Annotated in this window: 24 protein-coding genes; 5 read left to right on the top strand and 19 right to left on the bottom strand. The window is 47.1% G+C overall.

Annotation, left to right across the window (positions count from 1 at the left end):
* Positions 1 to 90 precede the first annotated feature (90 nt).
* From BZ167_RS15770 to BZ167_RS15760, 3 genes are all read left to right on the top strand, one after another.
* A complete protein-coding gene (locus BZ167_RS15770; RefSeq protein ID WP_003152438.1) occupies positions 91 to 432 on the top strand; it encodes a sporulation membrane protein YtrH in 342 nt (113 codons plus the stop codon).
* Positions 429 to 932 carry a sporulation membrane protein YtrI gene (ytrI, locus tag BZ167_RS15765; RefSeq protein WP_007408062.1) on the top strand — a complete coding sequence of 168 codons (504 nt, stop codon included), beginning with the start codon at positions 429 to 431 and terminating at the stop codon, positions 930 to 932. Before BZ167_RS15770 ends, ytrI begins: the two co-directional genes overlap by 4 nt.
* A 105-nt stretch (positions 933 to 1,037) precedes the next feature.
* Positions 1,038 to 1,229, top strand: coding sequence for a YtzJ family protein (locus BZ167_RS15760; RefSeq protein WP_003152436.1), 192 nt, complete (start codon positions 1,038 to 1,040; stop codon positions 1,227 to 1,229).
* A gap of 17 nt (positions 1,230 to 1,246) precedes the next feature.
* On the opposite strand, the gene BZ167_RS15755 is transcribed toward BZ167_RS15760, so the two are convergent.
* Positions 1,247 to 2,188: a DHH family phosphoesterase gene (locus BZ167_RS15755; protein WP_003152435.1), complete on the bottom strand. Its 942-nt coding sequence runs from the start codon at positions 2,186 to 2,188 to the stop codon at positions 1,247 to 1,249.
* 116 nt (positions 2,189 to 2,304) lie between these two features.
* Between BZ167_RS15755 and BZ167_RS15750 the strand changes: the two genes are divergently transcribed.
* The gene (locus BZ167_RS15750; RefSeq protein ID WP_007408059.1) at positions 2,305 to 2,607 is read left to right on the top strand and encodes a YtpI family protein; all 303 of its coding nucleotides are present in this window, start codon (positions 2,305 to 2,307) and stop codon (positions 2,605 to 2,607) included.
* A 28-nt stretch (positions 2,608 to 2,635) separates the two neighbouring features.
* Here BZ167_RS15750 and BZ167_RS15745 read toward each other — a convergent pair whose 3' ends face one another.
* The 14 genes from BZ167_RS15745 to sppA all read right to left on the bottom strand — a co-directional run bounded on the left by BZ167_RS15745 (position 2,636) and on the right by sppA (position 15,192).
* Positions 2,636 to 3,952, bottom strand: coding sequence for a CBS domain-containing protein (locus tag BZ167_RS15745; RefSeq protein ID WP_012118175.1), 1,317 nt, complete (start codon positions 3,950 to 3,952; stop codon positions 2,636 to 2,638).
* Positions 3,953 to 4,090: 138 nt separating this feature from the next.
* The gene (locus BZ167_RS15740) at positions 4,091 to 4,777 is read right to left on the bottom strand and encodes a metal-dependent hydrolase (RefSeq protein ID WP_061860780.1); all 687 of its coding nucleotides are present in this window, start codon (positions 4,775 to 4,777) and stop codon (positions 4,091 to 4,093) included.
* 60 nt (positions 4,778 to 4,837) lie between these two features.
* Positions 4,838 to 5,605, bottom strand: a complete 768-nt coding sequence (locus BZ167_RS15735) for an SDR family oxidoreductase (RefSeq protein ID WP_012118176.1) — start codon at positions 5,603 to 5,605, stop codon at positions 4,838 to 4,840.
* A gap of 137 nt (positions 5,606 to 5,742) precedes the next feature.
* Positions 5,743 to 5,871, bottom strand: coding sequence for a hypothetical protein (locus tag BZ167_RS20640; protein WP_007408056.1), 129 nt, complete (start codon positions 5,869 to 5,871; stop codon positions 5,743 to 5,745).
* A 73-nt stretch (positions 5,872 to 5,944) separates the two neighbouring features.
* The gene (argH, locus tag BZ167_RS15730) at positions 5,945 to 7,321 is read right to left on the bottom strand and encodes an argininosuccinate lyase (protein WP_061860781.1); all 1,377 of its coding nucleotides are present in this window, start codon (positions 7,319 to 7,321) and stop codon (positions 5,945 to 5,947) included.
* On the bottom strand, positions 7,318 to 8,529 hold the full coding sequence (locus tag BZ167_RS15725; RefSeq protein ID WP_003152428.1) for an argininosuccinate synthase: 1,212 nt from the start codon (positions 8,527 to 8,529) through the stop codon (positions 7,318 to 7,320). Before BZ167_RS15725 ends, argH begins: the two co-directional genes overlap by 4 nt.
* A 152-nt stretch (positions 8,530 to 8,681) precedes the next feature.
* Positions 8,682 to 9,194, bottom strand: coding sequence for a MogA/MoaB family molybdenum cofactor biosynthesis protein (locus BZ167_RS15720; RefSeq protein WP_007408054.1), 513 nt, complete (start codon positions 9,192 to 9,194; stop codon positions 8,682 to 8,684).
* Positions 9,195 to 9,294: 100 nt separating this feature from the next.
* Entirely contained in the window at positions 9,295 to 10,482 is a 1,188-nt protein-coding gene (locus BZ167_RS15715; RefSeq protein WP_007408053.1) for an acetate kinase, read from the bottom strand.
* 310 nt (positions 10,483 to 10,792) lie between these two features.
* The gene (locus tag BZ167_RS15710; RefSeq protein WP_007408051.1) at positions 10,793 to 11,779 is read right to left on the bottom strand and encodes a class I SAM-dependent methyltransferase; all 987 of its coding nucleotides are present in this window, start codon (positions 11,777 to 11,779) and stop codon (positions 10,793 to 10,795) included.
* A gap of 61 nt (positions 11,780 to 11,840) precedes the next feature.
* Positions 11,841 to 12,344 (bottom strand): thiol peroxidase, encoded by a 504-nt coding sequence (gene tpx / locus BZ167_RS15705; protein WP_007613091.1) that lies wholly within the window; start codon positions 12,342 to 12,344, stop codon positions 11,841 to 11,843.
* A 115-nt stretch (positions 12,345 to 12,459) separates the two neighbouring features.
* Entirely contained in the window at positions 12,460 to 12,900 is a 441-nt protein-coding gene (ytfJ, locus tag BZ167_RS15700; protein WP_013353179.1) for a GerW family sporulation protein, read from the bottom strand.
* A gap of 12 nt (positions 12,901 to 12,912) precedes the next feature.
* A complete protein-coding gene (locus BZ167_RS15695; RefSeq protein WP_015417997.1) occupies positions 12,913 to 13,602 on the bottom strand; it encodes a DUF2953 domain-containing protein in 690 nt (229 codons plus the stop codon).
* Positions 13,603 to 13,679: 77 nt separating this feature from the next.
* Positions 13,680 to 14,171, bottom strand: a complete 492-nt coding sequence (locus tag BZ167_RS15690; protein ID WP_061860782.1) for an RDD family protein — start codon at positions 14,169 to 14,171, stop codon at positions 13,680 to 13,682.
* Positions 14,172 to 14,184: 13 nt separating this feature from the next.
* Entirely contained in the window at positions 14,185 to 15,192 is a 1,008-nt protein-coding gene (gene sppA, locus BZ167_RS15685; protein WP_003152419.1) for a signal peptide peptidase SppA, read from the bottom strand.
* 181 nt (positions 15,193 to 15,373) lie between these two features.
* Here sppA and BZ167_RS15680 point away from each other — a divergent pair, with 181 nt between their 5' ends.
* The gene (locus BZ167_RS15680) at positions 15,374 to 16,180 is read left to right on the top strand and encodes an NAD kinase (protein WP_015240378.1); all 807 of its coding nucleotides are present in this window, start codon (positions 15,374 to 15,376) and stop codon (positions 16,178 to 16,180) included.
* 16 nt (positions 16,181 to 16,196) lie between these two features.
* Here BZ167_RS15680 and BZ167_RS15675 read toward each other — a convergent pair whose 3' ends face one another.
* From BZ167_RS15675 to thiI, 4 genes are all read right to left on the bottom strand, one after another.
* Positions 16,197 to 17,792 carry an amidohydrolase gene (locus tag BZ167_RS15675; RefSeq protein WP_061860783.1) on the bottom strand — a complete coding sequence of 532 codons (1,596 nt, stop codon included), beginning with the start codon at positions 17,790 to 17,792 and terminating at the stop codon, positions 16,197 to 16,199.
* Between the two features lie 23 nt (positions 17,793 to 17,815).
* Entirely contained in the window at positions 17,816 to 19,402 is a 1,587-nt protein-coding gene (mbcS, locus tag BZ167_RS15670; protein WP_077392136.1) for an acyl-CoA synthetase MbcS, read from the bottom strand.
* A 148-nt stretch (positions 19,403 to 19,550) separates the two neighbouring features.
* Positions 19,551 to 19,772, bottom strand: a complete 222-nt coding sequence (locus tag BZ167_RS15665; RefSeq protein ID WP_007408043.1) for an alpha/beta-type small acid-soluble spore protein — start codon at positions 19,770 to 19,772, stop codon at positions 19,551 to 19,553.
* Between the two features lie 80 nt (positions 19,773 to 19,852).
* A complete protein-coding gene (thiI, locus tag BZ167_RS15660) occupies positions 19,853 to 21,058 on the bottom strand; it encodes a tRNA uracil 4-sulfurtransferase ThiI (protein WP_032871699.1) in 1,206 nt (401 codons plus the stop codon).
* Between the last annotated feature and the right edge of the window lies 1 nt (position 21,059).

Here is a 21,059-nt window from a genome sequence, read left to right as displayed (position 1 = left end):
GGTTTTCTTAAGAAACAAATGTTCTTTTTTGACTCATCATCATACTTGTCCGTTTCGCTCAATATGATAGAAAAGTGAGGTGGTGTATATATGGATCAGGAAGCCGGATTTATGGCGAATTTCATCAGCAGTTATTTTATCGCCCTCGGTGTGTTGCTCGGCGGCGCGCTGATCGGCGGCCTCGGAGCTTATTTATCAGGCGAGCCTCCGCTGACGGCGATCACAAAATTGGCGAACAGGCTGAAGATCTGGGCGCTTGTCGCGGCCATCGGGGGAACATTTGACGCGGTATACAGTTTCGAGCGGGGACTGTTTGAAGGCAACACGCGCGACATCTTCAAACAGCTTCTTTTAATTATTTCAGCAATGGGCGGCGCGCAGACCGGCTGGCTGATTATTTCATGGCTGACCCAGGAGAATATGTCATCATGAGAATTCCCGAGTATTATAAAAAACCGGGATGGCAGCGTTTTTTTGCGGGAATGATGTGCGGAGCCATCGTCAGCTGGCTGTTCTTTCTGTTTACATACGGAACGTTTCAGGAAGAACAAGTGACGTTAATTGAAAAGCAGCGTGAGCACGCGCGGGATTTAAAAAACCAAATCTCCATCTATCAGAAGGATCTTCATAAATTAAATGAGGATAATAAGCAAAGACTTCTCATCCAAAGTGTTGATGTGAAGCTGATCAATGGGGAAAAATACAGAATCGCCCAGCCTGACAAGATGAAATTTGAGGAACAAGTGAAAGATAATATTTCTGAAGTCATCACAAAAGATATTGAAAGCGTGTATAAAACAAAGGAGCTTTTAAAACGGACGATCGAAAACAAAATATACACCATAAATGAGAAGGAATTTAAAGCTGAAGTAAAGGAACTGACGATTTATACGAGATTGTCTGTCGAAATTCATATTTCTTTTGCGACGTAATTATGTCATTTTTAAAAATTTTCCATAGATCTGTCGCTTTTTTCTCCGCTTTTTTATAAACTGTAGATGAGACATTTTCAATGATTCTGAAGGGAGGAAGGGAAAATGGAGGTTTTTAGTGAACGACGCTTGGCAAAAGATCATGCAGCCCGAATCAGACAAGGCTATTCCGCATATGCAGAAACAGACACACTCGCTTCCCTCATAAAAAAAGAACTCCAAATCTGTAATCTCCGCGTCTACGAAGACCTGACTGAATTCGGCTGCTGGTTCATCCCCGTGACAGATGAACACTAAGAAAGAGGGTCTCCCCTCTACTTGTGTTCGTTACATACCTCTTCCAGATCAGCAAGAATCTGATCGGTTTCATCCCAGCTGAAGATGGATGCGCCGGCCGCAAGCGGATGTCCGCCGCCATTGTATTTCCGGGCAATTCCGTTGATGACCGGACCTTTTGAACGGAACCGGACTCTGATTTGATCGTCTTCTTCTACGAAAAACACCCAAGCGCGGATACCCGAAATATTTCCGAGTGTTCCGACAAGCTGCGACGCTTCAGAAGCGGTGGTTCCATATGTCTCCAAAATGTCTTTTTTAATGAAAACGGAAGCGACGCCGTTTTCAGACAGTGACACATTTTGATAAATAAAGCCGTTAAGCTTCACCACATTTAATTTTGTTTCATACAATTGATTGAACAGTTCTGACGATGAAAATGGGAACTCAATGAGCTCTCCCGCGTATTTTAATGTCTTTTTTGTGGTGTTCGGGAATAAGAAACGCCCCGTATCACCGACGATACCCGCGTAGATCAGCTCAGCTGCTTTCGTATTCAGTTTCCAGCCGTGCTGTTTTCCTTCCAGGTACAGCTCATAGATCATTTCGCTTACGGAGCTTGCATTCGTATCGACCCATAACAGATCGCCATACGGATCTTCATTTGGATGGTGGTCTATTTTCATGAGCTTTGCGCCGGAATGGTAGCGCTGATCGTCGACCCTGCCTTGGTTTGCGGTGTCGCACACGATGACAAGAGCATCTTTATAGGTTTCGTCATCCACCTCATCGAGGGAATATAAAAAAGACAAGGACGGCTCAGGCTGTCCGACGGCAAAAATATTTTTTTCGGGATACGTTTCCCGCAGGATTTCCGTAAGGCCGCACTGTGAACCGTAGGCGTCCGGGTCAGGCCTCACATGTCTATGTAAGATAATGGTGTCATATAATGATATGGTTCTGATCAGTTCGGATTTCATCGCTTTCTCCTTTTCGTTTTTATTCATTTAATCATACTCTTTATCCATGGAAAAGGAAAATCTTTCAGCAACGGTATAAACGGTTTTGCAAACTCATATAATGGAGGATTTCATTTATGCTGGTTTTTGTTTTTCTCATCGGGCTTTCTGCCTGCTTTTACGTGTATTACAAAGTAAAAGGAATCCAGACGAAACGGGCGCTGGAAAAAGAATGTTTTTCGGCTAAATCAAGTATGGCATTAGGCGCGCTGGTGTTTTTGTACGGAGTAAACCAAATGATTCTGTTTCACTCCGTCCTGACCCTGGTCATCGGCGGCGTCTTCATTTTAATCGGAGCAGGCAGCGCATGGGCCGGGTATAAAGCCTATAAGCATTATGAGCCCATCCACGCAAAGGAAGCGGAGAGGGACCACGCATAATGAATGCCAAGGGACCCGGGTGCGTCCCTTAACTTCTCTCCATCAGCTGCACCATGAGCATCGCTTTTGAAACGATGCCGCTTTGGCTTGACACTTCCACTTCCATTTTCCCGAATTTCCGGCCCGCCTCTAAAATGCGCGGTTTCACTTCAATGACCGACTCCATCTGTACGGGCTTCAGGAAGAAAATCGTAATGCTTTCAATGACCAGCTCGCCGCGTTTGCGGGAGCGTAAAAATCGGCTGGCGGCCTGGGTTAAAATCGTCGTAAACACCCCGTAAGAAATCGTGCCGAGCTGATTGGTCATTTGCGGCGTGACTTCATATTGATAAACGGCCGGCGTTTTGTCATCTTCGTCTTCTTTAAATCCCCTTGAAACAATATCATCCAGCTTTTCCCCGACCTGAGGCTGCTTTTGAACCATTTGAAGCGCTTTTAAGACATCCTGGCGGCTGATCATTCCGATCAGTTTGTGATGCCCGTCTGTCACCGGAAGCACTTCAATTCCTTCCCAAACCATCATTTGAGCCGCTGAGGCGACAGATGTTTTCCCGATCACCGTGACAGGGTTTTTGGTCATTACTTTTTCAATCGGAACTGACCGGTCATGCCCCGCGATATCTTTCGATGTGAGAATTCCGTGGATTTTCATCTGCTGATCGATCACCGGGAAGCGGCCGTGTCCGGTTTCATAGTTCTTTTCGTACCATTTCTCCAGCTTATCCTTAGGGGACAGCGTCACTGTCCGATCTGCGGGCGTCAAAATGTCTTCCACGAGCACAATCTCTTTTTTTATGAGCTGATCATAGATCGCCCGGTTGATCATCGCGGCTACCGTAAAGGTATCGTAACTCGTGGAGAGAATCGGAAGCTCAAGCATATCAGCCAGCTCGATAATGCTGTCGTCGGTATTAAACCCTCCCGTTACCAAAACAGCCGCGCCCGCTTCAAGCGCCTGGCGGTGGGCGTTGATTCGGTTCCCGACGATTAACAGGTTCCCCGCCGCTGTATAACGCATCATCGCGTCAAGCTCCATCGCGCCGATCACAAACTTGTTCAACGTTTTATGCAGACCGGCTTTTCCGCCGAGCACCTGGCCGTCTATCACATTGACGACCTCGGCGTATGTCAGCTTTTCAATATTTTCTTTTTTCTTCTGTTCAATCCGGATGGTCCCCACACGTTCAATAGTGGAAACGAATCCTTTGTTTTCGGCTTCCTTAATGGCTCTGTAAGCCGTTCCTTCACTGACTTTCATTTCTTTCGCAATTCTTCTGACCGAAATTTTTTCACCGACAGGAAGCGAATCTATGTATGATAGGATTTGTTCATGCTTTGTTGCCAAGCGTTTCACCTCTAAGGACAGTCTTCTGCTTTTATTATAAGGGTACGGGGGATTCATTCGCAATGAGACGCCCGAAAAAAGGCGGCATCACAAAAAGACCTTCTGAATGCTTGATTCAGAAGGTCTTTGACACATATGTCAGACAAGCTCAATGGTCTCGCCGACCGCCATGACTTTGCCGACGCCTCCGGGCAGACTTTCGGCGAAAGCGTCAGGATCCTGTTCAATGACGGGGAATGTATTGTAATGGACGGGAACGACCTGTTTCGCTCTCAGCCACTCAGCCGCGAGTTTCGCATCTTCAGGGCCCATGGTGAAGTTATCACCGATCGGCAGAAACGCCAGGTCAATGTGATTCAGTTCCCCGATCAGTTTCATATCAGAGAACAGCGCCGTGTCCCCGGCGTGGAAAATCGTTTTGCCGTCAATCGTCAATAAAATCCCAGCCGGCATCCCCGTGTACGTAATGGTTTTGTTTTCTTCATCAGTGACCGCCGATCCGTGGAATGCCTGTGTCAGTTTCACTTTACCGAAATCAAATTGGCGCGCCCCTCCGATATGCATCGGGTGGACCTTTAAACCTTTAAAGCCGAGATAAACGGCCAGCTCGTTCGGCGCAATAACGAGCGCATCGTTTTGTTTAGCGATCTGCTCTGTATCTCCGACATGGTCATTGTGTCCGTGAGTAAGCAGGATGACATCCGCTTTCACTTCTTCCGGTTTCAAATTTGTCAGACTGTTTCCGGTCAGAAACGGATCAAAAATAATGTTATGGGTTTTCGTTTCCACTTGAATGACAGAATGTCCGTGATAAGTCACTTTCATCGTTTTCACCTCATAAAAAATTAATATTTATCAAGTTCCCTTTTTGACAAACGAAAAAACTTACAGGGATTGATGCCTGTTAATCACATTCAGCCCGCCTGTTGCTTCAATGACCGTTCCGGTTACAAGATCGGAATCATCTTCACATAAAAAGGCGATAATTCTCGCAATGTCCTCTCCGGTTCCGGACCTGCCGATCGGCGTCTTTTCTTTGCCGATTTTCCGTCTTGCTTCCTCTATAGACGCTTCTTTCATATCTCCTACAATATCACCCGGGCAGACCATATTGGCCGTAATGCCTGATTCAGCTTCTTCAATCGCAATGGTTTTCGTTAACGAAGCCAATCCGACTTTAGCCGCTCCGAAAGCTGAACGGTGAAGCCAGCCGGGGGCATGGTCCGCTCCTTGAAAACCGTATGTAATAATCCGGCCGAACCGCTGCTGTCTCATGACCGGGATAACCGCTTTAAACAGATGGAAAACGGCGCTTAAATTCCCTTCAAGCATGTCATACCATTCGTCATCGGAGTAATCGGCAAGCTTTTTGCGCTCAAATATGTACGGCCCGGCATTGTTAATCAGTATGTCAATCCTTCCAAACCGCTGAAGGGCTGCATCGGCGATCCGCATGAGATCTTCTTTCCGGGTTACATCGCCCTTAACGAATTGCAATCTGTCATGGCACCCGGGATAATCCGCCTTCAGACAGGCGACCGCTTCTTCGTCTTGTCTGTAATTCACTGTGACAGAAAAGCCTTTTTCCAGAAGCATTTCAGTCACTTTTCGGCCCAATCCCTTTGTACCGGCAGTGATTAGAGCATGTCGCACATTGAATACCCTCCCCAGGCAACGTTGCCGCTTCAATAAAATCAAGACGTTTCTCCCTCTACTTTACTATAAACAAACGGCAATATCACTTTTTTGCACTTCGTCCGCACGAAAAAAAAGCCGTCTTTACAGACAGCTTAATTTTCTGAAGGAGCAGAGGCTTCCTCCATGCCGACATAACCGCTTTCGTATGCCTCTGAGATGAGCCTGGCCGTTTCTTCACTTTCTTTTTCATCATAGATGTAACGGTCTTGTTCTTTGCGCATTCCTTCTACCTCCCATCTTTATAGATGTAGGGTGTCTGATATGACGGGAAAATATGAAGGAAATTTCAGCAAATTAAATGCCGGCGCAGGCTTTTGCTTTTACGAGCGCCTGTTCTACCTGCTGAAAACCCGTTCCGCCGGCGCTCATTCTTTTTTCAACCGCATGATGCGGATCGAGCACGGTATAGATGTCTTCTTCAAAGAGACTGCTGGCTTGAAGGAATTCTTCAAATGCCATATCACTTAAATAGATTCCTTTTTCAATGCAGCTGTACACAAGCTTGCCGACCACTTCATGCGCTTCTCTGAACGGCATGCCTTTTTTAGCTAAATAATCGGCAAGTTCCGTCGCGTTTGAAAAATCTTGTTTTGTCGCTTGTTTCATGATGTCTTTGTTTACTTTCATCGTTTCAATCATGCCCGTGAAAATCTGAAGGCTTCCTTCAACGGTTTTCACCGTGTCGAACATGCCTTCTTTATCTTCCTGCAGGTCTTTGTTGTAAGCGAGCGGGAGCCCTTTCATAATCGTGAAAAGCCCCATCATATCACCGTATACGCGTCCGGTTTTACCGCGGATCAGCTCCGCCATGTCGGGGTTTTTCTTCTGCGGCATCATGCTGCTTCCCGTCGCATACGTATCATCCAGTTCAATGAATCTGAATTCCTGCGAGCACCATAGAATGATTTCTTCTGATAAACGCGAAAGGTGCATCATCAGCATGCTGCTGCCGCTTAAAAACTCGAGAATAAAATCTCTGTCACTGACTCCGTCAAGACTGTTCTCATAAATGGAGTCAAAACCGAGCAGCTCCGCCGAATAGTTACGGTCTATCGGAAACGTGGTTCCGGCAAGCGCCCCGCATCCGAGCGGCGATATGTTAATCCGCTTCATAGCATCGCGAAAACGCTCTTTATCCCGTTCAAGCATCCAAAAATAAGCAAGCAGATGGTGGGCGAAAGAAATCGGCTGAGCCCGCTGTAAATGGGTGTACCCCGGCAGAATGGTCTCGACATTGGCCTCCGCTTTTTCGATCAGCGCTTTTTGGAACTGTTCAATCAACACGATGATATGTGAGACATGATCTTTCAAATACAAATGCATGTCGGTCGCCACCTGGTCATTCCGGCTTCTGCCGGTATGGAGCTTGCCGCCTAGCGGTCCGATTTCTTCGATCAGCATTTTTTCAATATTCAAATGGATATCTTCATATTCAACAGAGAATTCAAGCGTCCCTTCCTCTGCTTTTTGCAGGAGGGTCTGCAGCCCCTGTCGGATGGCGCCTTCTTCTTCTTCCGTCAGAATGCCGCATTTTTTCAGCATTGCCGCATGAGCGAGAGACCCTGTAATATCCTCTTTGACTAAGTTTTGGTCGAATGTGATGGATGCGCCGAACTCATCGACCCACTTTTCCGGTGTTTTTTGAAAACGGCCTCCCCAAAGCTTCTTCATGCTTCAATCTGCTCCTTCTTTTTCACAATGCTGTTTACTTTTGTCGGCAGCCCCCAAAGCTCAATGAAACCGATTGCCGCGTGATGGTCAAAAGCATCGTCTTTTGTATATGTCGCAAGTTTTTCGTCGTAGAGTGAATATTCCGACTTACGTCCTTCTACAATGGCATGGCCTTTAAACAGCTTGACGCGCACGACGCCGGTGACGTGTTTTTGGGTTTCTTTCAAGAATGCAAGCAGCGCGTCTTTTAACGGCGAGAACCATAAACCGTTATAGATGATTTCAGACAGTTTTTGTTCAATTGCCGGTTTGAAATGGGCCACTTCTTTCACTAAAGTCAGATCCTCAAGTTCTTTGTGAGCCGTAATCAAAGTCATGGCGCCCGGGCACTCATAAACTTCACGGGACTTAATGCCGACCAGGCGGTTTTCCACATGGTCAATCCGGCCGATGCCGTGTTTTCCGGCAGTCTCGTTCAGCTTGAGAATTAAATCAGCGAGCGGGTAGGTTACGCCGTCGATTGAAACCGGAACACCGGCTTCAAATGCGATTTCGATGATTTCCGGAACGTCCGGCGTGTTTTCAAGAGATGCTGTCAGGTCATATGCCCCTTCAGGCGGCGCCGCCCACGGGTCTTCTAATATACCGCATTCATTGGCGCGTCCCCATAGGTTCTGGTCGATGGAATACGGGCTGTCAAGATTGATCGGAATCGGTATGCCGCGGCTTGCGGCATATTCAATTTCTTCTTCACGCGACCATTGCCACTCACGGACCGGAGCAATGACCTCCAGATCAGGATTTAATGATTTAATGGATACTTCGAAACGCACCTGATCGTTGCCTTTTCCCGTGCAGCCGTGCGCTACGGCCACCGCGTTTTCCTTTTCCGCGACTTCAACGAGTTTTTTCGCGATCAACGGACGGGATAGTGCAGATACGAGCGGATACTTGCCTTCATACATTGTATGGGCCTGCATAGAAATGAGCGCGTACTCCCGGGCGAATTCTTCTTTCGCATCAATCACATAGGAATTTACGGCGCCTACTTCCAGCGCTTTTTGCTGAACGAATGCCAAATCCTTTCCTTCCCCTACGTCTAAGCAGCAGGCAACAACATCGTATCCCTGTTCTTGCAGCCATTTTATCGCTACAGAAGTATCAAGACCTCCTGAGTATGCCAATACAACCTTTTTTTGTTCTGCCATGTTAAAAGCTCCCTTTTGTATAAAAATTAGTTTTAATTAATAAAAATGCATTTTGTATGTATACACTGTAACAAGTAAATTCTGTTTTTTCAAGCCTTTTATAAAAAAAACCCCACCCAATTTTTTGAGCGGAGCAGAGCCTTTTTATACATTTATAAATCTTTTCGGATTTCCCGGAGCACATGGGGCAGTTCAGGAATAATCAGTTTACTCATCGCAAGCTTTACGGCGCCTGAGGAGCCGGGCGTGCAGAAGACTGCGGTATTTTGGATCACACCCGCTGCCGCTCTGGACAAAATGGCGGCGGAACCGATGTCCTCCGTATAGCTCAGCATGCGGAACAGCTCGCCGAATCCCGGGAGTTCTTTTGAAAACAGCGGCGTGACCGCTTCAATTGTGACATCCCTCTCGGCAATGCCCGTCCCTCCGTTTAACAGCACCGCATCTGTATATTCATCCATACAGCCGGATAAAACGGCTTTCTGCAATTCATCTTTTTCATCTTTAACAATGTCATAAGCGACCGTTTCAAATCCCGCTTCCCTGAGGAAGTCCATCATGACGCGCCCGCTCTTGTCGGTTTCTTTCGTTCTCGTGTCGCTGACTGTAATCACCTTGCAGCGCACGGCTGACGGGGCTTCTTGTTTATGTTCATGCACACTCATTACTTCACCTCATCGTTTATGTATTAAACATATCGTAACGTTTGATTCTGGGGCATTCAATAAAAAAGCACACCCTAAAAGGATGTGCTTTTTTCGATCATTACTGTGCAAGGCGGACAACATCGCGTGCGATCATGACCTCTTCGTCAGTCGGAATGATCATGACTTTGACAGGAGAGTGAGGGTAGCTGATAAAGGCTTCCTCGCCGCGCACGTTGTTCAGCGCAGGATCCCAATATACACCCATGAATTCTAAGCCGCGAAGCACGCGTTCTCTGACTTCAACGCTGTTTTCACCGATACCCGCAGTGAAAATAATCGCGTCAACGCCGCTCATTCTCGCAGCGTAAGAACCGATGTATTTATGGATTCTGCTTGCAAACACTTCAAGAGCCGTTTCCGCTCTTTCGTTTCCTTCTTTTGAAGCTTCCACGATATCGCGTAGGTCGCTGGAGAAACCGGATACGCCAAGCAGTCCGCTCTTTTTATTTAACGTATTTAATACTTCATCTGCCGTCTGATCCGTTTTTTCCATAATGTACGGAATCAATGCAGGGTCGATGTTTCCTGAACGTGTTCCCATCGCAACACCCGCAAGCGGTGTGAAGCCCATTGACGTATCAATGGATTTTCCGCCTTCTACGGCCGCGATACTTGCGCCGTTACCGAGGTGGCAGGAAATCAGACGCAAATCTTCAAGCGGGCGGCCGAGAAGCTCAGCTGCGCGCTGTGTCACGTATTTATGAGATGTGCCGTGGAAACCGTATTTGCGAATGCCGTATTTCTCGTAGTATTCGTACGGTAGGCTGTACAGGTAGGATTGTTCAGGCATCGTTTGGTGGAACGCCGTATCAAACACTGCAACCGCAGGCACATTCGGAAGCACTTCTTTAAAGGCTTTAATGCCGACGATGTTAGCCGGGTTGTGAAGCGGCGCTAGTTCTGAAATCTCTTCAATCTCACGGATTGTTTCATCCGTAAGCAAAACAGAATCGCTGAATTTTTCTCCGCCGTGAACCACACGGTGGCCGATTCCGTCAATTTCATTTAAATCCTTTATAATACCGAATTCAGTCAGCTTGTGAAGCAGCATCTTCACCGCAACCGCATGATCCGGAATATCTGTCACTTCTGTATTTTTTTCGCCGTTAACAGAGATTGTGAAAACGCTGTCGGCGATACCGATCCGTTCTACTAAACCTTTTGTTAGCACCTTTTCTGAAGGCATTTCGAATAACTGAAATTTTAAAGATGAGCTTCCTGCGTTAATTGCAATAATTTTAGACATAAATGACGCTCCTATCAAAATTCTTCTTCGTTTGTTCGTTCTTTTTTCCCAGACCATAATTGCAGTCCAAAAAATATCTGACTTTTCCATTTAAACATTGTCAACTCAGCATTTCAAGTCAACATCCACATTGGTACCGCTTACAATATGAAGTCGATATTTTCTGATAAATTTCATTTGTGCCAAATGGACGGCACGGTCTTACGAAATGTTATTTTCTTTCCTTAATTTGTGTTATCGTCCTGATTTCCATTCATTTTAAAAAGCAAAAGCAGTGCGGGATTTTGCATCTCACACTGCTTCTTCGCCATTATTTTTCTTTTTGAATCCATTGATCCAATTTTGCCGTCATTTCCCGCATCGCCTGCTGGTTCGCAAAGGAAGGAAGATTCGCCAAAAGCGCTTGTTTCGGCGGCTTTGCGTCTTCGCCTTTTTTCTGCAAGATTAAAATGCTCTTTGCCTGCGCTTCGTCTTTAAACATAGTAGCCGGCAGCTGAAGAAGGGCGTTGATATACACTTTTTCCGCAAAAAACCGCTTCAGTTTATCGCTTTGCGCGCTGTCAAACAGATGGTTCGGAATCATAAAAAATAAGTATCCGCCCGGTTTTGTATGTTTGACGCTCTGCTCAATAAATAAGTGGTGAGCAAAAGAGTGGCCTTCATCCGCTTTCAGCTCAAACGCTTCAGCGCCTTCGTCATTCGGATAGTAGCCGACCGGCAAATCGCAGATGACCGCATCGGCCGGTTCGATAAATAACGGCTGAAGACTGTCCTGGCAGAACAGCTCCATTTCTTTTTCCTGCAGATTCGCCTGAGCATAAGCGATCTTCAGAAGGACATCGTCGATTTCAATGCCGAAGCTTTTTGCCGCTTTGTCAGAAAGCTGGTTTGCCGCGGTCAGCAGAAGATTTCCGGTGCCGCAGGCGGGGTCCAGCAATGTCAGGCCTTTTCGGCCGCCCGTAAATTTATTCACGAGGTAACTGATGAAAATGCCGATCGTATCAGGCGTCATCTGTCTGTTCGGATGGGACTTATCTTTCAGCCCTTTTAAAATGGCGAGCTGGAACGCCTTGCGGATCCATTCATGCTCCCACTTTCTGAAGTCTGCTTTCGCAAGCAGGCTGTTAAGCTCGCCGGTTTGCTTTTCCTGAAGCGGAAGCTGGTCGGCCTTTTCAAGAAAATACATTTCTCCCGCTTCCGCAAGCCCCTCAATATAAGAAATCTGAAGGCCTTCTGCTATCACTTGGGCGGCTTCATCTAAAAGTTCATAAATCTGACCGACATGGTCGTGTTGCATGCTGTTTCCTCCTTGCCATGAAAAGAGCTCCGCGGCAGCACCCGGAGCTCTTTTTCTCTCTTTACTTGATTAACGCTTTTGCAGCTTCGATAGGCTTTTCATAATTCGGGTGGTTTGTCGCTTCGCTTACGTATTCCGCGTAAACGACTTTTCCGTCCTGATCAAGGACAAATACGGAACGTGCCAAAAGACGAAGTTCTTTAATGTGAACACCGAATGCTTCACCAAATGACATCTCTTTATGATCCGATAATGTTTCAACTTTATCAATTCCGTTCGCTCCGCACCAGCGCGCTTGTGCAAACGGAAGGTCGGCGCTGATTGTATAAACGTTCACATCACCGAGTTTTGCGGCTTCTTCGTTGAAGCGGCGTGTTTGCGCGTCACATACGCCTGTGTCAATGGAAGGAATAACGGATATGATCGTTACTTTCCCTTTCATATCTGCTAATGTCTTCTCTTCTAATCCGTTTGTCAGAACCGTGAAGTCAGGAGCTTGGTCACCCGGTTTCACTTCTTGTCCGATCAGCGTCACGGCTCCGCCTTTAAATGTAATTTCAGCCATTCTGATTCCTCCCTTTATCTATGTATAGCTCTATCATAGTCGAGTTTTATGCAAACTGCAAAGGTTATGCCGCATCGTAAAAAAAGCTAACTGCGGGCGGCAGTTAACTTTTTTGTTATAAATCGATATCCGTTCTTTTTTGGTTCCGGCCTTTTTCATTCTTTTTAAACATATGCTGGATGCGTTCAATCGTTTGAGGCGCGGAGTCTAACAGTTTATCAATCAGGTGGGTGTTTTCGTCTAAATGAAGCATGCGCACGCCGTTTGTTCCGACAATCAGAAACGCAATCGGCGTAATGGATACTCCGCCGCCGCTTCCGCCGCCGAACGGGAGCTTCTGCTCTTTTCTTTCATCGTCCTCGGTTCTTTTTTCAGCCGGCTTTCCTCCAAACTCGCTTCCGCCCGCCGCAAATCCGAAGCCGACCTTTGAAACCGTTAAGATTACGCTGCCGTCAGGCGTTTCAACAGGATCGCCGATGATTGTATTCACGTCAATCATTTCTTTTAAATTTTCCATAGCGGTTTTCATTAAACCTTGAATGGGATGGTCTGCCATATGCGCTCCTCCTTAAACTGATGAATCATTCTTTGAAGCAACCGGAACCGGCTGTTTCTTTCGTATGATAGAAAGTCCGTTCCGCCCGTATTTGAGCAATTTGAAAGCTGCACCTATAAGATGTCCAAAACGAAAAAAGAATATACACTGCAAATGCGTCTTGGATGCAGGCACTTGAAAAGACGGAATGACTTCGCACACCGGTTTATGTATGAAACGCAGATGATCATACAGCATCGCCGTCAGGCCTCCCTTTACGGCCCACAATCCGCCGGCGGCGATTCCCGTAACGGCGGCGTCCTTTATTCCGATAACCGTCACCCATTCGAACTTCGTAACACGGACTCCCGCAAGAAATGAAGCGGCGATTTGGCGCATCTGAAAGACTTGGTGCAGAATCATTTCTATTCTGTGAATGCTCTGTTTGACATCTTCATATGTGATTTTTTTCTTCTCTTTTTTCTGACCTTTCATTTCTGATTTTGTGTCCTGTTTGACATCAATTGACGCGTCTTCGCTGTTTACTTTAATGACGGGCAGCGTTTTTTTAATACGGATCAGCCCGTATAAGGCCGAGAGTTTAAACGTCAGTTTGTCGTTATCTTTATCGTGAAGATATTCGAAAGTCAGATGGATTTTCATCCTCATGAGCAGCCAGGCCAAAATGAGAATGAGAATAACAGCTGCTGCGGCATATCCCATAAGCTTCACTTCCTTAGCAGCATTATCGCCAAAACCAAAAAAAATAAACCCGGACGTTTATTCCGGGTTTACTGCTTTTATTTGCGGTACAGCGCTTCGTGAATTACCGTTGTGTCGGCGATCAGATCATGAATGCCCTGCTTTTTGGGCGTAAACGCAATGACGATATAGAGAATCCAGATTTTATCGATATAACGCCCCACCGCTTCTCTGAAAATGACGGTGCTCCAAGTCAGCGGCTTTTCGGGCGTCAAAGAAGTGACCTTTAACCCGAAGACCATCTTGCCGAGTGTCTGATGAAACCATTTCGTCATGAACACAAAATAGGCGAGGTAGACGATCAGGGTTGTGACGGAATAAGCTGAGATTGTAAACATTCCGCTTGTTGCGGGGAGCTTCATCAGCGTAAAAATCGGTGAAACGATGAGATGGTTAAGTCCCCAGACCACCAGCCAATCAAGAAGAAACGCCCAAAACCTGATCCAAAAGCCCGCATATGCCTGCTCGGGCGCCCTCTGTTGTTCGGCTTCCTCTTCTTTGCCGTGAAAGCCTTCGTAAGTCGCGTCCATTCTTTCTTCCCCCCTACTTTGCATAGAGATACATCATCCGCGGCGAACCGGATTGCGAAATGAGTTCTTTCATATTCAGAAAATCAATTTCGCTTTTAAACATTTTCGCTGCGCTCATGGAAAAGAGCGAGCCTAATCCGAATCCTTCCTCGTATGTGATGACTGAAGCGTTTTTCATATTTTTATGGTCCTTTTTCATCGCGCTGATCGTATCATCGTAAAAACCGAGCTCATCAACGAGGCCGATTTTTTTCGCTTGTCTGCCGTCGTAAACACGGCCGTCGGCAATTTTTTTCACATCCGCTTTTGACATGTGCCGGCCTTTTGAAATGACATTGACAAATCCTTCATAAGAATCGTTGACCATTGTCTGCATGATCTTTCTTTCTTCCTTCGTCATGTCGCGGGTCGGGGACATGATGTCTTTATGCGCGCCGCTTTTAATGGTTTCAAACTTGATGCCGAGTTCATCGGCGAGCTTGGAATAATTGACGCTTTCCATGATGACGCCCAGTGAACCCGTGAGCGTTTCCGGTGAAGCATAGATTTTATCGGCGGCCGTTGAAATATAATAGCCTCCCGATGCCGCCATGGAGCCCATGGATACATAAATCGGTTTCTTCGTTTCTTTCTTTAGTTCTTCCAGTTTTTTATGTATTTCCGCGCTTTCGTACACGCCTCCGCCAGGGGAATTGATTTTCAGCACAATTCCTTTGACGCTTTTGTCTTCTTTCGCACGCTCAACCTGTTTTAAAAATGATCTGTGATCATACCCGCCTGAGCTGAGCAGGCCAGCGGACCCGCCGTTATCCTCAATCGTGCCGTCCACTTCAAGCACGGCGATTTTACTGCCGGGGCTGCCCTTATCCAGCGTCACTTCCTCTGTGTCATCTGTCAGTGAGGCAAAGTCAGACCCTGTATCTCCGATATTCTTCAGCACCCCGACAGTCACACTTGCAATGACTGATACGCCGAAAATGCCGAGCGCGATGACGAGCGCAATCCATCTTTTTGCATTCATTTGTTCTCCTCCTTTTCTGTCAATATTCGTACGTTCCCCCGTAAAAAAAGATTCATTTTTTTCATGAAGCGCTTTCCCTTAACGGATAAACAGGAAACATGTTACACTATTGCCACAGGTATTTTAACACAATACCTGCTGGGAGAAAAACGTAAATATGACAGCAAAGGGGAATGGGGATATGACCGATCTTCGCCGCAATGTTTATTTTTTTCACAAACAAAACAACGAAACAAAAGAACAAGTCAGCTCTTTGAAGCAGCTTGCTGAATCGCACGGTTTTACAGTTGCGGCTCAACCGGAGGATGCCGGAATTATCGCCAGCATCGGCAGCGACGGCTCATTTCTGCAAGCCGTCAGAAAAACCGGATTCCGTGATGACTGCCTGTATGTCGGCATCGCTAAAAAAGGGAAAGCCCATTTGTACTGTGATTTTCACAGCGATGAGCCTGAAAAAATGGCGGCCAGCATGACCGCGGAACAGCTTGAGGTCAGAAAATACCCGCTCATTCACGTAACGGTGGACGGCAGCAATCATTTTCACTGTTTAAACGAGGTTTCCATCCGTTCAAGCATTATTAAAACGTTTGTGATGGATGTGTTAATTGATGATCTTCATTTTGAGACGTTCAGAGGAGACGGGATGATCATTTCCACCCCGACGGGCAGCACCGCCTACAATAAATCTGTTTCAGGCGCCGTTGTTGATCCTTTGATTTCCTGCATGCAGGTATCCGAACTGGCGTCGTTGAACAACAACACATACCGTACACTCGGATCTTCGTTTATTTTAAGCTCAGACCGGAAGCTGACACTGCAGGTGGTGCAAGACGGCAATGAGCATCCGATTATCGGGCTTGATAATGAAGCGCTCAGCACGCGGAATGTCAAAAAGGTTGAGATTACACTATCCGATAAAAAAATCAAAACGGTGAAACTGAAAGACAATTCTTTCTGGGAAAAAGTAAAGCGATCATTTTTATCATAAAAAAAGAGGACGGGCATCACTGCCTGTCCTCTTTTTCATATACGATACGGCCGCCGACGACGGTTTTGACAGCTTCCAATTCATGAAGCTTTTTCGGGTCCGTCCTGAACGGATCACCGCTGAGTACGGTAAAGTCGGCATCATAGCCGGGGGCGATACGGCCGCGGCTATGTTCTTTATGGATGATGGCCGCGCTTCCCTCCGTGTAAAGCTGAACGGCTTCGTACACGGTCAGGCACTCTTTTTCATAATAGGCCGGACCTTCCGGGCGCTGCTTGCTCGTACGGAGCACAGCCGATTGAATGCCCAGAAGCGGATCGGCCGGCTCAATCGGGGCATCTGAACCTCCGGCGCACAGCAGCCCTTTTGACAGCAGTGTTTTCCAGGCGAATGCCGTTTTCATCCGCTCTTCTCCGAGCCTGTCAATCACCCACGGAAAATCACTGGCCACAAAATGCGGCTGAAGATCAAGTCCGATCGGCAGCCGGGCGGCTCTTTCAATCAATCCGTCATCTAATACTTGCGCATGAATGAGCCTGTCTAGCTGTCCGGGCTTTGCCGGGTACCTTTCGATAACATCCAGCACCTTTTCAAATGCAAGGTCGCCAATCGCGTGCACGGCGATCTCCATCCCTTTCTCTCTCGCTTTATAAACAAGAGCGGCAAGGATTTCGTCATCATGCACCTGAACGCCGGAAACAGACGGATCATCATGATAAGGCTTTTTCAATAGAGCGGTTCTGCCTCCGAGCGCGCCGTCAGCAAAAATTTTCATCGCTCCGTATTCCAGATAAGGTCCGGTCGATTTATCCAGAGCGCTCCAGCTGTCGACGGCTTCGTGATGAACGAGCAGATGGGCGCGAAAAGGATAAAGGCCGCTGCCGGTTAATGACTCGTACGCGGCAACGGGAACGGACGCGTCTCCGTAGTATGCCAGATCTTCTGAATGCCCGCCGGTCAGGCCTTTTGACCAGCAGTCCGTAATCGCCGTTTGAAGCGCGCGTTTGACATAGTAAGGTGAGACGGGCGGCAGGGCCTGTGTCACAAGCTCTTGGGCTTTATCCAGCAGAAGGCCTGTCGGACCGGTGCCGTCCCGGACGATAATTCCGCCGTTTGGATCAGGTGTTTCGTTTGTAATTCCCGCCGCGCGCAATGCGGCTGAATTAACCGCGGCGGCGTGCCTGCATACCCGCTTCAGCAGGACGGGGCGGTCGGGAAAGAGCGGGTCAAGGTCATGCTTCGTGATGTAATCCGGCTGTTCAAACAGATTTTCATCCCAGCCTTCGCCGATCAGCCATTCGCCATCTTCCAATTCACGCTCTGCTTCTTTTGCGGCCCGCAGTATCGCTTCTTTTGACGTCAGCTGCGACAAATCGAGGCGAAGCTGTTTTTCCCCGTGTCCGATTAAATGCATATGACTGTCCGTAAACCCCGGGAACATGACAGCCCCATGTAAATCGATTTCCTCCGTACAAGGCGAACCGTATGTTCCTTGGAGCTCCCGGAAGCTGCCCGTCTGCCTGATGACGCCTTCTTCGGTATAAATCGCTTCAGTGACATGATTCTTGTCCAGCATTGTATAGATGGTGCCGCCGTGCCAAATCGCTTTCATCCCCGCTCACCCTTTATCCTGTATTATGCTTTTTTATCAGCCTTCAGCCGTTCTTCACGCTGTCTCAGCTCCACACGTCTGATTTTTGCGGACGCCGTTTTCGGCAGGCTTTCGACAAACTCAATTTCTCTCGGATATTTGTAAGGCGCCGTAATCGTTTTTACGTGGTTTTGCAGTTCTTTGACAAGTTCGTCACTGCGCTTTTCATCGTCTTGTAAAACGACATAGGCTTTTACGATTGAACCTCTGATTTCATCCGGGCTCGCCACGACGGCACATTCTTTCACTTCCGGATGCTTCACAAGCGCGTCCTCTACTTCAAAAGGCCCGATTGTATATCCGGAGCTGACGATGATGTCATCATTGCGGCTCTCAAACCAAAAGTAGCCGTCCTCGTCTTTTTTCGCGCGGTCTCCTGTAAGAAAGTAATCTCCGCGAATCTGCTTTTTCGTTCTTTCGGGATCTTTATAATATTCCTTGAATAAGGCCGGTGTGCTCAAATGCACGGCGATATCGCCCGTTTCGCCAATTTCGCATATTTCGCCTTTATCGTTTATAATCTCCACTTGATTTCCAGGGGTCGGTTTGCCCATGCTTCCCGGCTTAATATCCATATCCTTCAGGACGCCGACTAACAGGGTGCTCTCCGTTTGGCCGTATCCGTCTCTCACTTTAATGCCGAAATGCTTCCGGAATACGTCAATGACTTCCCGGTTTAATGGCTCACCCGCAGAAACTGCGCTGTGAAGGCCAGAAAGGTCATATTTGTCTAACTCCTCCACTTTTGCCATCAGGCGGTATTCCGTCGGGGTACAGCAGAAGACATTTACTTGATGGCGCTCCAGCAGCTCTAAATACGTCTTGGCGCTGAATCTGCCGTGATAAATGACTCCTGTCGCGCCGCTTCCCAGAATTGCGAGCAGCGGGCTCCACACCCATTTCTGCCAGCCGGGCGCCGCGGTGGCCCACACTGTATCGTCTTCAGAAATATCCAGCCATGCACCGGCTGATGTTTTTAAATGGGCAAAGGCCCAGCCGTGTGTATGTACAACGCCTTTAGGCTGGCCGGTCGTGCCTGAAGTATAGGACAAAAACGCCATGTCTTCTCTTGTTGTATCAGCTGTTTGAAAACTGTCTCCATCCGCTTCAATCGTTAGGAGGTTTTTCCAGCCGGCATCATTTTCACCGATTGACAATGTCACCAGCTGTTCGGTATTCACCTCGTCAAACGCGTTTATAAATGAAGGATAAACGATAGCGCCTTTCACTTCGGCGTGTTTGATCCGGTATTCAAGGTCTTTGGCGCGCAGCATTTCCGAGCAAGGAATGACGACCATCCCCGCTTTTAAGATCGCTAAATAAACGGCATACGCTTCAAGCACTCTCGGAACCATGACAATCAGCTTATCGCCTTTTTCAAATCCGAGACCTTTCAGGCGGGCTCCGATTTTATTCGTTTCTTCCATCAATTTTTCATACGTCCAGACTTTCTTGCCGCCTGTTTGATCTTCCCAAATAAGCGCGTTCTTCTCTTTGGAACGGCTGAACTTTTCGATTTCATTTACAAGGTTATAGTTCTTTGGGGCGATTAAATCTTCTCGTTTTAACACGAACAACTCCTCACTTTCTTTCCCCATTATACATAAACATAGGCCATTACAATAAAAATATGCATAAATTGCTTCCCGCCTTCTATCTATACTCATGAAAAAAGAGCGGGGAATTCCCCGCTCTCTTAGCCATTATGTGAAGTTGTGATTAAAACTGCTGCTGGCTGCTTCCGCCCATGCTTTGCTGAGCAAAAGAGACAAGACGTTTTGTGATTTCTCCACCGACAGAACCGTTGGCGCGAGAAGTTGTTTCCGGTCCAAGGTTTACACCGAATTCAGAAGCGATTTCATACTTCATTTGGTCGATAGCTTGAGCAGCGCCTGGCACTAAAAGCTGGTTGCTGTTTCCGCTGTTTGATTGTTGTGACATGTGTATCACCTCCTTGTGAGTATAGAATGTGATAAAACACATGTCTTCATTCAAAAAAACTTTGGTAATTGTATACAGTTTTAAAACAGGCCGGCAAACTTATCGTGAGCTTCCTGCTCTGAGTAAACAGTGATGGTTTCGATGCCGGCAGCGGCCTCTGCAATCAGCGGTTCAAAATCAACGAAGCTTTCGAAGTGCTCGATTTTTTCTTTTTTCGGGCGTGTTTTCGGACTTGGCGGCGTAAAGATGGTGCAGCAGTCCTCAAACGGCTGAATGCTTGTTTCATAAGTGCCGATTTCTTTTGATTTTTCGATGATTTCTGTTTTGTCCATTCCGATTAAAGGGCGCAAAATCGGCGTTGCCGTCACCGCATTGATCGCATACATGCTTTCAAGCGTCTGGCTCGCTACCTGCCCGAGGCTTTCTCCCGTAATGATCGCGAGCGCTTTCCGTTCTTCTCTGATTCTGTCCGCGATTTGCAGCATAAGACGCCGCGTCGCCGTCATCGTATAGTTCTCCGGGATTTGTTTTTGGATGAGTTCCTGCGTCTTTGTAAACGGCACGATATGAAGTGTCATACTGCCGCCGAACTTCGCGAGGCATCCCGCGAGATCCATGACTTTCTGCTTTGCCCGTTCACTCGTATACGGCGGACTGAAGAAATGTACGGCTTCAACTGATAATCCCCGTTTCATCGCGTAAAAACCGGCGACCGGACTGTCAAAACCGCCGGAAAGCATCAGCATCGCTTTACCCGCGGAACCGACAGGAAGGCCTCCGGCGCCTTTTTCGTTACGAATGGTCAGGAATGTCGCTTCCTCCCTGATTTCAATCCGAAGCGGAATATCGGGATTTCTCACATCGACGGTTAATCCATCCGTGTTTTTCAAAATATGGCCGCCGATTTCAGCGTTCATCGCATTCGTATCTAATTCAAACTGTTTGTAAGCCCGTTTGGTCTCGACCTTAAACGTATTCCCCGGTTTATATTCGCCTTCTATCGCGGCTAAAGCCGTTTTTTTAATGTCTTCCAGCTTGCTTTCGCATTTAATTGCGAGACTAAAGCTTTGAATGCCGAATATATTCTTTAATAAGGAACAAATTTCCTCCGGGTTTTCTCCATTAAGTGTAATTGACATCCGGTCCCGGTTTGAAAAGTATTTTACTTTTTTATAATCCTTTAATACCAGGCGGATATTCTGTTTTAATCTTTCAATAAAACTGCGTCTGTTTTTTCCTTTTGTGGATATTTCACCAAAACGGATTAAAATATGATCGTAATTCATA

It is taken from the genome of Bacillus sp. 275 (assembly GCF_001999205.1).
Taxonomy (GTDB): domain Bacteria; phylum Bacillota; class Bacilli; order Bacillales; family Bacillaceae; genus Bacillus; species Bacillus velezensis.
The sequence above is the reverse complement of the archived record's forward strand: the minus strand, read 5'-3'. Positions and strand labels throughout refer to the sequence as shown.

What these genes read in the sequence shown, in the direction of transcription:
- BZ167_RS15680 (WP_015240378.1), top strand. Translation starts at nt 15,374, where the DNA reads ATGACCGATCTTCGCCGCAATGTTTATTTTTTTCACAAACAAAACAAC.
- BZ167_RS15740 (WP_061860780.1), bottom strand. Translation starts at nt 4,777, where the DNA reads ATGAAAGTGACTTATCACGGACATTCTGTCATTCAAGTGGAAACGAAA.
- BZ167_RS15715 (WP_007408053.1), bottom strand. Translation starts at nt 10,482, where the DNA reads ATGTCTAAAATTATTGCAATTAACGCAGGAAGCTCATCTTTAAAATTT.
- BZ167_RS15720 (WP_007408054.1), bottom strand. Translation starts at nt 9,194, where the DNA reads ATGAGTGTGCATGAACATAAACAAGAAGCCCCGTCAGCCGTGCGCTGC.
- thiI (WP_032871699.1), bottom strand. Translation starts at nt 21,058, where the DNA reads ATGAATTACGATCATATTTTAATCCGTTTTGGTGAAATATCCACAAAA.
- BZ167_RS15665 (WP_007408043.1), bottom strand. Translation starts at nt 19,772, where the DNA reads ATGTCACAACAATCAAACAGCGGAAACAGCAACCAGCTTTTAGTGCCA.
- BZ167_RS15690 (WP_061860782.1), bottom strand. Translation starts at nt 14,171, where the DNA reads ATGGACGCGACTTACGAAGGCTTTCACGGCAAAGAAGAGGAAGCCGAA.
- BZ167_RS15770 (WP_003152438.1), top strand. Translation starts at nt 91, where the DNA reads ATGGATCAGGAAGCCGGATTTATGGCGAATTTCATCAGCAGTTATTTT.
- ytrI (WP_007408062.1), top strand. Translation starts at nt 429, where the DNA reads ATGAGAATTCCCGAGTATTATAAAAAACCGGGATGGCAGCGTTTTTTT.
- sppA (WP_003152419.1), bottom strand. Translation starts at nt 15,192, where the DNA reads ATGAATGCAAAAAGATGGATTGCGCTCGTCATCGCGCTCGGCATTTTC.
- BZ167_RS15695 (WP_015417997.1), bottom strand. Translation starts at nt 13,602, where the DNA reads ATGGGATATGCCGCAGCAGCTGTTATTCTCATTCTCATTTTGGCCTGG.
- BZ167_RS20640 (WP_007408056.1), bottom strand. Translation starts at nt 5,871, where the DNA reads ATGCGCAAAGAACAAGACCGTTACATCTATGATGAAAAAGAAAGTGAA.
- BZ167_RS15725 (WP_003152428.1), bottom strand. Translation starts at nt 8,529, where the DNA reads ATGGCAGAACAAAAAAAGGTTGTATTGGCATACTCAGGAGGTCTTGAT.
- BZ167_RS15755 (WP_003152435.1), bottom strand. Translation starts at nt 2,188, where the DNA reads ATGAAATCCGAACTGATCAGAACCATATCATTATATGACACCATTATC.
- ytfJ (WP_013353179.1), bottom strand. Translation starts at nt 12,900, where the DNA reads ATGGCAGACCATCCCATTCAAGGTTTAATGAAAACCGCTATGGAAAAT.
- BZ167_RS15675 (WP_061860783.1), bottom strand. Translation starts at nt 17,792, where the DNA reads ATGAAAGCGATTTGGCACGGCGGCACCATCTATACAATGCTGGACAAG.
- argH (WP_061860781.1), bottom strand. Translation starts at nt 7,321, where the DNA reads ATGAAGAAGCTTTGGGGAGGCCGTTTTCAAAAAACACCGGAAAAGTGG.
- BZ167_RS15710 (WP_007408051.1), bottom strand. Translation starts at nt 11,779, where the DNA reads ATGCAACACGACCATGTCGGTCAGATTTATGAACTTTTAGATGAAGCC.
- BZ167_RS15750 (WP_007408059.1), top strand. Translation starts at nt 2,305, where the DNA reads ATGCTGGTTTTTGTTTTTCTCATCGGGCTTTCTGCCTGCTTTTACGTG.
- BZ167_RS15760 (WP_003152436.1), top strand. Translation starts at nt 1,038, where the DNA reads ATGGAGGTTTTTAGTGAACGACGCTTGGCAAAAGATCATGCAGCCCGA.
- tpx (WP_007613091.1), bottom strand. Translation starts at nt 12,344, where the DNA reads ATGGCTGAAATTACATTTAAAGGCGGAGCCGTGACGCTGATCGGACAA.